Below are 13827 nucleotides of genomic sequence, written 5' to 3' on the forward strand. Positions count from 1 at the left end.
TGATGAGCTGCGTCAGCCCAGTTCGAACGTGGTAATGCCGTAGATCTGATCGAGCGGAAGGTCCGGAGCCGGACCGCGATACATGCGGAAGGTCTCGAACTCCGGCGAAAGCTCATAGGTCTCGGCCAGAAGCAGGGCCGCCGCATTCGGTTCCGGTGTGTCCAGCACGATGAATTGCCCTTTGACCTGACCCGCCAGAGCCCGGAACAGGGTGTCGGCAATTTCCGGCGTGTCGGCAAACAGCGGACCGATCTTGTAGCCGTCATCGCATTGGCGCAGCACGCCATATCCCTTCATGTCGCCATTTTCGACGAAGGCAAAGCCGCGCCGGGTCTCCAGCATGGGGGCTGCCCACACGCTCAGAAACGTTTCGCGGGGCACCGGGAAAAACCGCCGGTCATAGTCCCGCAAGGACGGGAACAGACCCTGGCCTAGGGGCGTAATCCTTGGGTCCATCGGTGTGTCGCACAAGGCCAGGCCGGTCTGGCGGATGTTGCGGTAGACCGGCTTGAAGCCATGTTCGGCATAGCTTGAGACCTGTTCCTTCACCGCGTCCAGACCCAGTGTGCGCTGTCCGAGATACGCCAGAGCGTGCTGCCAGATCTGGTGGCCGAAGCCCTTGGAGCGGAACTCGGGTTTGCAGATGTAAAAACCGATAAAGCCGAAGGTCTCACCATAGCGCACGGCGGAAATGACTGTCACAAGCTCTCCGTCGAGCTCTCCGGCCAGAAATCCTGTCGGATCGGCGGCAAAGAAAGCCGGGCCATCTTCCACACCCGGATTCCAGCCTTCGAGCCGAGCCATCTCAAGCAGAATGGAAAGGTCATTTTCTTGCAAGGTCCGGAAGGAGAGGGCGGAAGACATTGGGCGGCTCAGCTTCATCTAGAGGCGGGAACACCCTATGGTAGATAGATTGGCCGCGAATTCAAACCGCGGCACTGTTTCCCCTGTGGAGGGAGCCGGCAATGCGTCTGAGCGCTTGCGAACCAGGCGCAAGTATGCACACTTTACGATACGTTACTTTATGGATTGACAGACGGAGGGAGCCGGAAAAACGCCCTCTTTGTGAATAACATCACACACTGGATTTGAGTTCCGCCGCAGTATTTTAGGTGCCGAAACGCGCTGAGGATGACATGCCAACAGGAAAAAACAGGCTTTCACGACCAAACTTTCCCTCTTTGAAGGCCCGTCAACCGGTTTCCAGACTGCGGCGGGCGCTTCGAAGCGGTTGCGCCGCCATGCCCGTGTGCCTGGCCCTTTTGAGTGCGCCTGCTTTTGCTGCCGCGCCGGAGGAGGTGGGCCGCCGGGTGGCGCTGGTGATCGGCAATCAGGACTATCAATATGTCGATCCGCTGGAAAACCCGCTTAATGACACACGCGAAGTGTCCAAGATGCTGCGGGATGCGGATTTTGACGTCACCGTTGGCACCAATTTGGCCAAAAAGGAGCTGGAACAGGTCGTCCGGAGGTTCTTGCGGGAACTGAACGATGGCGATGTGGCACTGTTTTATTATTCTGGCCACGCCCTTCAGGTTGGCGATGCCAATTTCATTCTGCCCGTGGATGCCAAACTGGCCTCGCAATATGACCTGGAGTTTGAAAGCCTCAAGGTCTCCCATCTTCTGGATTACATGAAGGCGGCTTCCAGCCTTCAGATCGTGATGCTGGATGCCTGCCGGGACAATCCGTTTGAAATCGGCAGCCTGTTCTGGGGCGAAGAGGAATATGCCCTTGGCAAGACACGCGGCCTGCGCCGGATTCCCAACAAGCTGGGCAGCTTCATCTCTTACGCGACCCGCCCGGGGCAGGTGGCTTATGACGGTACAGGCCCGTTGAGCCCGTTCACATCCTCCGTGGTGGGCAATGCCCTGGATCCGTCGCTTGAAATCAAGGACCTGATGACCAAGGTGCGCGACGAGGTCGTGCGCAAGACCGGCGGACAGCAGATCCCGTATGAAGATTCCACCCTGGTCACCAGCTTCTATTTCGTGCCTCCCAAGCCTGAACCAATCGTCACGGCCCATCACAGGGTGAGCGTGCCTATGGGCGATGCGCCGATGGCCCTGGCTATTCCAGAGCCGGTGCAGCCGGAAGGCGGTTCGATCACGGCCACCTTGACCCTGGCCCCGGAAAAAGGCGCCTTGCGGTTGCCCGATGGGCGGGCGGTCGAGGAAGGGGATGTCCTGAGCGCTGTTGAACTGGCCAGCCTCGAATTCGTCCCGGCAGGAGCCTCGGCCGGGGACGTAGAGCTGATCGGATATGACGTGGCCGATGAGTGGGGCGGGTCTGCTTCTGCGATTGCGTCGATCACCGTGGCCCAGTCCGGACCGGACGAACCGGCCGCTTTGCCCTTAGAAGAGCGCAACAAACGTCTGGAAGAGCTGCTGGCCTGGGTCGCGCAAACCGCCAAGGGGCAAGCTGCGGAAGCGGATATCGGGGTTGGTCCGGTTCCGGTTTATCCGCAAGCGCCGGTGTCCGGCTTGCCTGCTACAGATGACTGGCTGGAAGTCGTGTCCGTCGACAGCGATCTTCAATTGTCGTCAGATGGCCGGTTGCTGCGCCCGGGGGACCGGTTTCCCGTATCCAGCCTGGCGTCGCTGACCGTGCGCCCGCAAATCGGGTCTGAGAGCGAGGCGCGCCGGTTTTCGCTGGATCTGCCCGTCAAAGCCGGTGAACCGGCCCGGACCATCACTCAGATCGTGCAGCCGCGCGTGACTCAATGCGACCGGCTGGCAACCCAGCCCTTCGATCTTCAGGCGGTCACCGAGGGCCATCTGGCCAATGAAATTGACCCGGCCGCGACGGACAAAGCCTGCGCAGACGCAATGGCCAGTTATCCGGAAATCGGCCGGTTTGTGTTCCAGCGGGGCCGCGGTGCCTTTGCGGCCGGTGACCTGAAGGCAGCTGGCGGCTATTTCGCGCAGGCCTACCAGATGGGCCATGTCCGGGCCGGTCAGGTTCTGGGGCGCATGTATTACCTGGGTGCTGGCATCGACCGGGACAGGGACAAGGCGGTTGAACTTTACCGCAAGGCGGCCGAACGCGGCGATGCCTATGCGCTGCATTCCCTCGGAATGGCCGAAATCAGAGGCATTGGCACAAGGCAGGACAAGGAGGCAGGGCTGAAGAAGCTGCTGCAATCAGTGGAGGCGGGACACACCTTTTCCTTCAACGCCATCGGCGACTTTTATCTGCGCGGCGAGCATGTTCAAGAGAATGTCGACAGGGCGGTCTATTATTTCAACCGTTCAGCCGCGCGTGAGGACATTTACGGCTATCTCAACATGGGTGTTCTTTACCGGGACGGGAAGGGCACCGCACAGGACTATAAGGCTGCTCTCGGCTGGTTCACCAAGGCCCATGAGGGTGGCCATCCGGCTGCCGGAACCGCCTTGGGCCTGATGTATTTCAATGGCCAGGGTGTGGACAAGAACCCCGGCGAGGCCACCAGGTGGTTCCGCGCCAGTGCAGAGCGCGGCGACGCCTGGGGCGCTTACAACACGGCCTGGATGCTGTCTCAGCAATCCGGGGAAGCTGCGGGCCGGGACCGGGTGAAAATGCTGTCCATGGCGGCGGCAGTCGATCCTTCGTCTCCGGCGGCCGAAAAGGGGCGCAATGATCTGAAAGCAGCCAACAAAGCCCTGAAGGCCAAGGTTCTGCAGCAGACCTTGACCGATCTGGGCTACGAGCCTGGTCCTGTGGACGGACAGCCCGGCCGCAAGACGCGCGAGGCGCTGGCCCAGTTTTTTGACAAGGCGGGCCTGCCACCGGTTCAAGGCGATGAAGCGTTGATCTCTCTCGTCAAGTTTCAGTGGGAGCAAAGCCGCCCACGCTATGATTTGTTTTAACCTTCCATGGAGAAAAGACTTATGCGGACATACCCTTCTGCGACGGCAGGAATAAGCCTTCTGGCGCTTGTGATGGCTGGCTGTGCAATGCAGCCCAAACCGGCCCCCCAGCCGGCGCCCGCCGCAGCGGCACCGGCTGCGCCCGCCAAGGCGAAAGTTATCGATCCGATCAACGATCCTGCTCTCCGCGACAATGACAATGGTGGCGGCGGTCCTGGCGGGGGCGGCGGTGGCAGTTGGGGCTGAGCCTGAAACACTGCGGGTGATCCGATGTTTGCTTTGTTCCGAAACGTACTGGCCCGGTGCACTTGTGTGCCGGGTTTGATCCTGATCCCGTTTCTGGCGATGTTGCTGTTTTCCGGCGGACCGGCCGCCGCCGCCGAGTGGCGGGCGCTTGTCATCGGGATTGATGCGTATCAGCATGTGTCGCCCCTCAAAGGGGCGGTCAATGACGCCCGGGACATTGCCAGGACTTTGCGTGCGGCAGGCGTCTCGGACCTTCAGACACTGTTTGATGCCGAGGCCTCGCGGGAGCGCATTCTGAGCGCGTGGCAGGACTTGATCGAACGCTCGTCGGAAGAAGACATTCTGGTCCTGTCCTATGCCGGGCACGGTGCGCAGGAACAAGAATGGGTGAAAGGCTCTGAAGCAGACGGGCTGGACGAAGTCTTTCTGCTTGCCGGATTTGCGACAACCGCCCCTGGCAATGGGGAACGGTTGCGCGACGATGATCTGGCCGCCATGCTTCGGGCGGCGGGCGGCCGCAGCGTGCTGGTGCTGGCCGACAGTTGCCATTCTGGCACCATGACCCGGTCGATCGACCCGCGTATCCGGCGCCTTGGGACCCGTCTTGTTGGTTTGCCGCCTTTTGAAAATGATCTTTTGCGCAGCCAGCCGCCGCATCCTCTGCTCAAGGGCAAAGACGCTGCGGCGGAAGATCTTCAGGACCTTGCCAATGTGATCTATGTCGGGGCAACGGTCGACGGCCAGGTCATTCCGGAATTGATGATCGCCGGAGAGCCACGCGGCGCCCTGAGCTGGTCATTTGCACGCGGCGTCGAGGGGCGGGCGGATCTCAACCGGGATGGCGGGATTTCAATGCTTGAGCTGACCCGGTTCTTGAAGGAGACGGTCCGCGTGGCCACGGAAGGGCGCCAGACCCCGAGCCTGACCGTCGGCGGCGCCTCCCGGGCCGCCGTTCTGCCCAGGGTCCAGGACAATATTCTGGAGCGCAGTGGCGCGGCTTTGACAATCTCGGCCAGCACAAAGACTGCGGGGCCTGTTCTGGACGCGCTCACGCAAAAGCGTCCGGGGCAACTCAAGGCCGTGGAGGATGGCAGCGCGGATCTCTACTGGGATGTCGAAGAAGGCGATGTGCTCACCAAATTTGGTGATGTCGTATTGCGGCAAAAGGCTCTAAACGCCGACCGGTTTGAAGACGTTGTGACCAAATGGCTCTTCTTGAGCGATCTCTATGCGCTCTCGCGCAACCGCCAGCCTATTGAAGGGACTCTCAAACCCTCGGTTGGCCACATACCAGAAGGCTCCGCCTTGAAAGTCGGCCTGACGTCTGACCGGAGCGGGTATATGGCGGCGTTCGCGCTGGAAGCGGACGGGACGCTGCGCCTGCTGGCGCCGGACCGGAAGGCAGATCCGCTTGGGACAGACACCCGGATGGCTGCCGATACCCCTTATGTTCTCAATCTGCGCGCTGCGCTGCCCTTCGGTGCGGATCATATTGTTCTGGTGCGCGCGCAGGAGCCCATGCCGCAACTGGTTGGGATCCTGTCGGCCATGGATGGCCGCCCGCTTGATGGCGCTCTTGCGCCCAGGCTTCTTGAGCTTCTCGGCCGGGCTGGAGACGGGGTTGGCATCACCGGCGTCTATACGGTGCCTGCCGGATGACGGCGGACGGGGTATACAAAGCGTGATGGATCGCGACCTGTTTGACCGCACGCGGAGGGACTTCGCACACTGTCGCATGTCTGGCGCGATACCCGGCCGGGCAAGCGGCGTGATACAGTCCGGCGGGCCTGAGAAAGCCACCAGAGGCCCCGGCATAAGAGCGTTCCGCCGCGTTGCATGTCCTGGACAATCTCCCAGATTGCCCCATGATATGCTTCGCGCTGAACGCACTCATGTCACGGTCGAACCGACATTCATTGGGTGAGGTTGGTCTTGCAAGGACCTGAAAAGCTAACAGATGTGACCATGGCCACATTCAAATCGCCATTTTCTGCTATGAAAGACAAAAATTTGGCGCCCGACTCAAAAGAAGAGTGCGAAGTGCGCAAAGACACGTGATGCAGGAGACCGCCATGACCGAATTGTTTCGACGTTTTGCGCCGCAGAGTTTCAGGAAAACCGGACTTCTCGCCGCCTTTCTATTGGGCGCTGCCTCTGCGGGATCTGCTTATGCCGATCCGGTGGCTCTTGTGCTCGACAAATCCGAAGATGTGGATGTAGCGGCCTTTTCCGAATTGATGCCGGGGGACGTGGTTGACCTGGGCGGCGCCGGGCATGTCGATCTCCTGGATTATTCGGCCTGTCAGGAAGTTCGCATCACTTCTGGAACGCTGAATGTCTCCTCCGAAGGCTTTGAGCTGGTGGGGGGCAAGGAAAAGGTGCTTCGTGCTGGCAATTGCCTCCAGGCCGATAGCGGTTCGAGCACGCAAACCGCCGACAAGGGGCTGACGGTCACCTTGCGCGGTCTGACGCTGGAGAACAAGAAAGCCGCATCGCTTATGTTGCGGTTCGATGACAAGGCTAAAGAGGAGTACGGGTCGGTCTTTGTCTCCTTTGCAGGCGGTGAACCCAAGCGCTTTGATGTGCTCGACCATATCGTGACTGACATGCCTGCGCGCGACAGCGATGACGAAGCGATTGAAGTTGAGCTGTTTCTTCAGGGAAAAGCCCCCGATTTCGGCGTTGAAATGCGCAAGATCATCATTGATCCGGCTCAGGTCGGACGCAAGACTGCGGTCGTCCTTGTGAAATGACCGCTGCGGGCCGGTTACAGGAGACTGGCTTGGGACGGAAGCAACTCGTCCTGCTGATTGCGCTTCTGGCCGTCAGCACAGGTTTTGTGTTCGGCCTTTCGGCGCAAAAGGCCATTTGGGAAGGCTGGGTGATCGACCGGATGTTTCAGGTCCGGGCGCTTCTGGAACCCGGCCGCCAGACGGCTTCCGAGCCGGTGGCGGTGGTTGGTCTGGATCAGGTGTCGTTGGACTCCGAGCGCCTGTCGCGTATTCCCCGCGTTCTGATGACACCGGTGCTGGCGGAAGCCGGGCAGGCCTTGCTGGATGCGGGCGCCGTTGCCCTTGGATATGACTTTGTTTTTGCCTACAGCGCCGATTCCTTCTTGGACCCGAGCACGGGCGAGGCCCGGCTGAAGGGCTTTGACCGGCCGTTTCAGAGTTTTGTTTACAGGAACCGGGGCAGGGTCTTTATCGCCCATACGGAAATCGGCGTTCCGCACAGCCGCTTTTCCGCCGCCATCGGCGAAGGTGGTGTACGTTCCGTCATTGTGTCGACCGATACGGACGGGGTGGTGCGCCAGCATGTGCCGGACCTGCCCTTGAAAGCGTCGCCGCATCTGGTCGATGCCCTGCTCGGCAAGGCAAGGTCCGGTGTGGAAGAAACCTATACGGCTATTCCACCGGCAAGACTTGCAACCTCCTTGCCCTACTTTTCCCTGATTGACGTTCTGGCCTTGAGCGGAACTGAAGAGGGGCGCCTGCGCCTCAAGGAGTTCGCCCAGGGCCGGATTGTGCTTCTCGGCGGGTTGCTGCCGTTTGAAGACGAGCATCTTTATTCCGACCGGTTTCTGCCCCATGTGCCTGCGGTGGCGGCCGAGACCGGACCCAGCGGACGGCCACGGGTTCAACCGCAGACGGCAGGTGTGTTCATTCTGGCGGATCTTATCGGCGCGGCCCTGTCCGGGCGCTATGCGGTCGATGTCGGGCTGGCAGCCCTTGCAGCATTGTCCCTCCTGTTTGCGGTTGCCGGTGCGCTGGCCGGATTGTGGCTTCCATTGATGGTTCTTCCGTTTCTGGCAGTACTTGGAACATGTCTCGGCTTTGGTCTCAGCCTGCTGGGACTGGAGGCCGGACTTCTGGTCTCTCCGGGCGTGGCCCCGGTGGGGCTTGTCAGCGCCATGGTCGCGTCAGCGGTCGGGAAAGTGATCCTGCTGCAGCGGCGCCAGCGGTCTCTGGTCCGGCTCTTTGGACATTATCTTGCGCCCGATGTCATCAAGCAGATGGCGTCTTCAGAGCAATTGCCGGAACTGGGCGGTGACACCCGCAAGGTAGTGGTCGCCTTCATCGACATTGTCGGCTTCACCAAAATGTCCGAGAAACTCGCGGACCGGGATGTGGTGCGCGTGGTCAATGCCTCTTTCGATGCCATCGGCCAGACCATCACCCGTCATCAGGGCTATATCGACAAGTATATCGGCGATGCTATCATGGCAGTCTGGAACGCGCCGAACACGGTGGCGGCTCCGGAACAGGCGGCAGTGGATGCGTCGAGGGAGATTGTCGGCCTGCTCGATCATATCCGCAACATCACCGGTCAGAGTGAACTGGACCTGCGCATTGCGCTGAATGCGGGGCCGGTTCTGGTCGGGGACATCGGCGGAGAACACCGGCGCTCCTTCACGGTCATGGGCACCACCGTGAACACTGCCAGCCGGATCGAATCCGTTGCCAAGGACAAGAAGGTTCGTCTGGCCATAAGCCGCTCTGTCGCTGAAGAACTGCCGGAGACCTATCCGCTGAAAGAAATCTGGGCCGGTCATCTCAGGGGGCTGAGCACGGAAATGGCCGTCTTCACGCTGGATGTACCGGACATGTATATGCAGCCACAGGCCTTGGGACCCGCTGGCGAAGGACAGCAGCAAGGCGCCAGTTTGCTAAAATTTCCTGGATAGAAGATCTCATGAACAAAGCTGGAATTTTTTCCGTGTCCGGTTTTGCTTCTTTGGCCGTCCTCCGGCATGATTTCCAAGCTATGACAATGATCTGCAACGCCCCTCATATGGCGTCCGGGGGTCTTGATGGTTCAAAGGCCTGACAATCCTTCCTCCGGTGCGCAGCGCCCGGAATTCGACCGGACGGTGATCCGTCCTGCGGCACAGCCTGCCAGGGCCGGTGGCGGTGCCGGGACCGGTCCTGGTCCTTCCAATGGGTCTCCCGAACCTGCACCGGCGGGGACAGATCGCGCCGGGCTGAGGTCGTCTCCGGTTCTTGTCTATGCAGGGTTCGCCGCGCTGTTTCTGGCGGTGGGCGCGGGCGTTGGCGGCCTTGCCCATCTTGTGGCGTCCGGTGCTGTTTCTTTCTCCGCTCCTGACACGGACGGAAGCGAGCAGCCGTCAGCCGCCCAGCTTGTTGCCGGTCAGCCCGCCGCCAGCCAGGACGGAGCGCAGAAGCAGCCTGATATCGAGGCGGCAGACTTGGCGCAGACGGCCCCGTCAGATCCGCCGGATCCGCTGGCTCAGCAAGCGTCCCTCGACGAGTTGGATGAGCCGGCCGACCCCTTTTTCGACATGGCGCTCTCGGCGGTGATCCCGCTTGCCGGAGATCCGGTTCTGCTGAAGAGCGGCAGTGCGGCCCAGAGGCTCGATCTGTCCGAACGGCCTGTGCCCGAGAAGGCCAGCAGCAGCGGCGTCTCCGCCCTGCCAACCCTCACGGCCTATGTGCTGGACAGCCGCATGCTGAACGCGGATGGCGATCTGGTCATCCGGGCGCCTGGGAGCGAAGCGGATTTCCAGTTCGGCAATTTTGGCGGCGGCGAAGAGACGGACAGTCTGGAGGTGGAAGACGGGGCCGGTACGGTGGATGCGGGCAAGCCGGATCTGCCCGTGTTCTTGAAGCCGCCGACCGACACGCTCAACCTGTTTCTGACTGAACGGCCCATCGGACAGGGCCCCAGCCGGATTGAGCTCACACAGGAAATTGCAGCCCCGGTCACGCTGAGCGCCTTTTTGAAGGACAACGGATTTGATGAGGAGGCCTCCAGGGGACTCGTCGCCTTTGCAAAAGAAGAGTTCAAGAAGACTGATCTTGTCGCAGGCGATAGGATCGCCCTGAGGGGTGCCAGAATGGCGAATAGGGTCGGGCGAATCGGTGACTATTACCGACCGGTGCAAATGTCGGTTTATAGCGCTGACGGCTATCTTGGCACGGCGGCCTACTCGGTGAGCCGTGACGGGGAGGCTTATGTGAATGGGGCTGATCCGTGGTTCGGAAAGACCATCGCAGGCGAAAAAGACGCGGACGATAGTCACGCATCCGGTGGCAGGAGCCATCGTCTGATTGACGGGCTCTATGCGACCGCCGTACGCAACGCGGTGCCCGCGTCAATTGTCGGAGAGGCGATTGCCTATCTGGCCCCGTCTACGGATCTGAAACGGCCTATCAAGCCGGACGAGCGCTTCACGCTGGTCTTTACCGACCAGCCCCGGGACGAAAAGCGCGGCGGCGGCCGGGTGTTGTTTGCCGGTGTACGGCGGGGGGATGACTGGTCGGTACGCTGCTATGTGCTCAAAGCACCCGGCAACCGGGGCTTTGCCTGTGTCAGTGAAGGCGGCAAGATCAGCCTGTCCGGGGCGATGCTGGTGCCAGTCAAAGGGGTTCTCACCTCCAAATTCGGCATGCGCTTTCACCCGATCAAGAAAACCGAGCGTCTCCATGCGGGTGTCGATTGGGCAGCACCGACCGGAACCCCGATCCGGGCGGCCTTTTCCGGCAAGGTGACCTACAAGGATGTGCGCGGCGGCTATGGCAATTTCATTGAGCTCACCCACAAGGACGGCATCACCAGCCGCTATGCGCATATGCACGAATATGCGGACGGTATCGAATTGGGGTCAGTGGTCCAGGCGGGGGATCTGATCGGTTATGTGGGCACGACAGGCCTGTCCACCGGGCCGCACCTTCACTTTGAAATCCGGCAAAGGGGCGAGCCGACGGACCCGCTGGCCTTTGAGATGGAAACCGGCACGGCTGCCCCGCAATCGGTTGCCAGCAAAGACCTGAAAACCTACCGCACAACCATTGGCGAAATCCTGACCACGCACTGACAGGCTTTTGGCCGCCACCGGGTGTCCGGTAGCGGTTCGAGACGTGCGGTGATTTGTCAGCCTGCCGTTTCCGGGGCGATGGTCAAACCGTCATCCCCGGCGGTGATCGCCACCTTGGCAATCTCGTCCCCGTTCATCTGGGCGGTCAGGAAGGCCCGCGACAGTTTCGGCAGGAGATCGTTGGTCAGAATGTTATCGATCATCCGGCCGCCGCTGTCCGGGTCCCGGCACAGGGAGACGATATGGGCAATCACATCGTCGCCGAAGCTCAGCTCCGCATTCCGGTTTTCCTTCACCCGTTTTACGATCCGGTTGAGCTGAAGGCGGATGATGAATCCGAGCATGGATGGTGACAGCGGATAATAGGGAATCGTCACGATCCGCCCGAGCAGGGCAGGTGGGAACACATCCAGCAGCGCGGGCCGCAGGGCCTCGGCAAGGGCTTCGGCCTCCGGGGCGTTCGGGTCGGTGGCTGCAAGGTCCGGATTGCTGGAAACAGGGGAATCCAGCATATGGCTGGCGGCCTTCATGATGATGTCGGTGCCCACATTCGAAGTCAGCAGGATCAGCGTGTTGCGGAAGTCGATCTTTCGGCCCATGCCGTCTTCCATCCAGCCCTTGTCAAACACCTGGAAGAAGATTTCATGCACATCAGGGTGGGCCTTTTCCACTTCATCCAGCAGGACCACTGAATAGGGTTTGCGCCGCACTGCTTCCGTCAACCGTCCACCTTCGCCATAGCCAACATAGCCTGGAGGGGCGCCTTTGAGGCCGGAGACCGAATGGGCTTCCTGGAATTCGGACATGTTGATGGTGATCAGGCTGTCCTCGCCCCCATAAAGGGATTCGGCCAGGGCGAGTGCCGTTTCGGTCTTGCCGACGCCGGACGGGCCGCACAACATGAAGACGCCGATGGGCTTGTCCGGATTGCCGAGCTGCGCACGGCTGGTCTCAATGCGCTTGGCGATCATGGCCAAGCCATGGGCCTGGCCGATCACCCGCTTGTTGAGGCTTTCCGTCAGATTGAGAATGGTGGCCATTTCATCCTGAACCATGCGGCCGACCGGAATGCCGGTCCAGTCGGAGATGATGCTGGCCACGGCCTCGTCATCCACATAGGCATAGACCATACGGTCATCTTCGGGGATCTTGGCCAGTTCCGCCCGTTTCTCGTGCAGCGCGGCGCGGATCGCATCTTCATCTTCCAGATCAACATCCAGATCCAGCTCGATGTCATCAATGGGCATGAGTGCGGGCGCGTCACTGTCCGGATCGGCGATCTCACCACCTTCGGGATGCGGTGCGGGCTCGCCGCCCTTCAGGCTTGTGAGCGCGGCGTTCAACCGGCGTATAGCGGCAACGAGCTGGCGTTCGTTTTCCCACTCGGTGCGCAGGGTGCCGATGCTGGCCTCTGTCTCGGCGATGGCTGCGTTCAACGCGTCGAGTTGCTCTTGATGTTCCATGCCCAGTTCGCTGTCATTTGTCAGCGCTTGCTTTTCCGTTTCCAGAAAGCCTTTTCTGGCGGCCAGATCCGACAGCCGGGCCGGTTGGGCTGCCTGGGAAATATTGACCCTGGCAGAGGCCGTATCGAGCACGCTAACCGCCTTGTCAGGCAACTGACGGGCCGGGATATAGCGGTGGGAGAGTGAGACAGCGGCTTTCACGGCGCTGTCGAGAATACGCACCTCGTGGTGCTCTTCCATGGGGCCCAGCAGGCCACGAACCATGGCAAAGCACTTTTCTTCATCCGGCTCGTCAACCTGAACCGGCTGGAAACGCCGGGTCAGGGCCGGGTCTTTTTCAAAATGCTGCCGGTATTCCGACCAGGTCGTGGCGGCGACCGTGCGCAAGGTGCCGCGGGCGAGGGCCGGTTTGAGCAGGTTGGCCGCATCCCCGGTCCCGGCGGCGCCGCCAGCGCCCACCAATGTGTGGGCTTCGTCAATAAACAAAATGGTCGGCACGATAGAGGCGTGGACCGCGTCGATGACTGCGCGCAACCGTTTTTCAAATTCCCCCTTCATGGAGGCCCCGGCCTGCAACAGGCCAAGATCCAGCGCGCAGAGCCGCGTGCCGAGAAGGGCGGGTGGAACGTCTCCGGCGACGATCTTCTGGGCAAAGCCCTCCACAATGGCAGTTTTGCCGACACCGGCTTCCCCGGTCAGGATCGGATTGTTCTGGCGGCGGCGCATGAGCACGTCGATCACCTGCCGGATTTCCTCGTCGCGGCCAACAATGGGGTCGAATTCCGCAGCGCGGGCGCGGGCGGTGAAATCCACGGTGAACTGGCTGAGGGCATCTTCGCCGGCCCCGCTTCCAGGTCCTGCCTCTGCAGCCTCCGCACCGGGGGCGCCAGCCGCGGCTTTCGGTCCGGACCCGTCAATCGGCCGTGCGCCGGTTTCTGCGGACGCCCCGGCGATCTTGTCCAGATCGCGCACGATGATATCGCGGCTTAGTCCTTCAAGGGCCGGGGAATAACTGCGGAACTGGCGCCAGGCGGTTTTGTCGCCCATGGCGGCAATCAGCACATAGGCCGAGCGGATCTTGTAGTCGCCATAGCGCAGCGTGCCCTCGAACCAGGCCCGTTCGAGTGCCTCCTGAAAGGGGGCAGCCATGGAGGGTAATTCGGTCTGATTGATTTTCAGGTCCGCGATTGCTTTTTGCAGGTCCCCATGAACAGCACCGACATCAATGCCGAAATGGCGCAGAATATGGACAAAATCAGTGTTTTCATCGCGGGCGAGATAATAGAGCCAGTGGAGGGTCTCCAGATGGCGGTGGCCAGAGCTCTTTGTGAGCCGCATGGCTTTTTCCAGGCAGTCATAGCTGACTGTCGTAAGCTTGTTGGCAACTGTTTCAACCAGAATGTCGCTCATGGCATCGGCCTTTCAAATTTGA

At 60.9% G+C, this 13827-nt stretch carries 8 protein-coding genes; 6 read left to right on the plus strand and 2 right to left on the minus strand.

Translation table 11 applies throughout. From position 1 onward, the window contains the following. Positions 1-12 precede the first annotated feature (12 nt). Positions 13-864, minus strand: a complete 852-nt coding sequence (locus tag ACXAH0_RS10030; protein WP_475190792.1) for a GNAT family N-acetyltransferase — start codon at positions 862-864, stop codon at positions 13-15. Between the two features lie 377 nt (positions 865-1241). On the opposite strand from ACXAH0_RS10030, the gene ACXAH0_RS10035 reads away from it, so the two are divergent. The 6 genes from ACXAH0_RS10035 to ACXAH0_RS10060 all read left to right on the plus strand — a co-directional run bounded on the left by ACXAH0_RS10035 (position 1242) and on the right by ACXAH0_RS10060 (position 10932). Continuing rightward, the gene (locus ACXAH0_RS10035; RefSeq protein ID WP_475173338.1) at positions 1242-3851 is read left to right on the plus strand and encodes a caspase family protein; all 2610 of its coding nucleotides are present in this window, start codon (positions 1242-1244) and stop codon (positions 3849-3851) included. 21 nt (positions 3852-3872) lie between these two features. Then, positions 3873-4097 carry a hypothetical protein gene (locus tag ACXAH0_RS10040; RefSeq protein WP_475190794.1) on the plus strand — a complete coding sequence of 75 codons (225 nt, stop codon included), beginning with the start codon at positions 3873-3875 and terminating at the stop codon, positions 4095-4097. A gap of 66 nt (positions 4098-4163) precedes the next feature. Beyond that, positions 4164-5756 (plus strand): caspase family protein, encoded by a 1593-nt coding sequence (locus tag ACXAH0_RS10045; protein ID WP_475190798.1) that lies wholly within the window; start codon positions 4164-4166, stop codon positions 5754-5756. 413 nt (positions 5757-6169) lie between these two features. Beyond that, entirely contained in the window at positions 6170-6850 is a 681-nt protein-coding gene (locus tag ACXAH0_RS10050) for a hypothetical protein (RefSeq protein ID WP_475190802.1), read from the plus strand. Positions 6851-6879: 29 nt separating this feature from the next. After that, positions 6880-8781 (plus strand): adenylate/guanylate cyclase domain-containing protein, encoded by a 1902-nt coding sequence (locus ACXAH0_RS10055; RefSeq protein WP_475190804.1) that lies wholly within the window; start codon positions 6880-6882, stop codon positions 8779-8781. Between the two features lie 126 nt (positions 8782-8907). Beyond that, positions 8908-10932: a peptidoglycan DD-metalloendopeptidase family protein gene (locus tag ACXAH0_RS10060; protein ID WP_475190807.1), complete on the plus strand. Its 2025-nt coding sequence runs from the start codon at positions 8908-8910 to the stop codon at positions 10930-10932. 56 nt (positions 10933-10988) lie between these two features. Here the strand turns inward: ACXAH0_RS10060 and tssH are convergent, their stop codons facing one another. Further along, the gene (gene tssH / locus ACXAH0_RS10065; protein ID WP_475190811.1) at positions 10989-13805 is read right to left on the minus strand and encodes a type VI secretion system ATPase TssH; all 2817 of its coding nucleotides are present in this window, start codon (positions 13803-13805) and stop codon (positions 10989-10991) included. Positions 13806-13827 lie beyond the last annotated feature (22 nt).

It is taken from the genome of Roseibium sp. AWQ4_290, assembly GCF_056160985.1.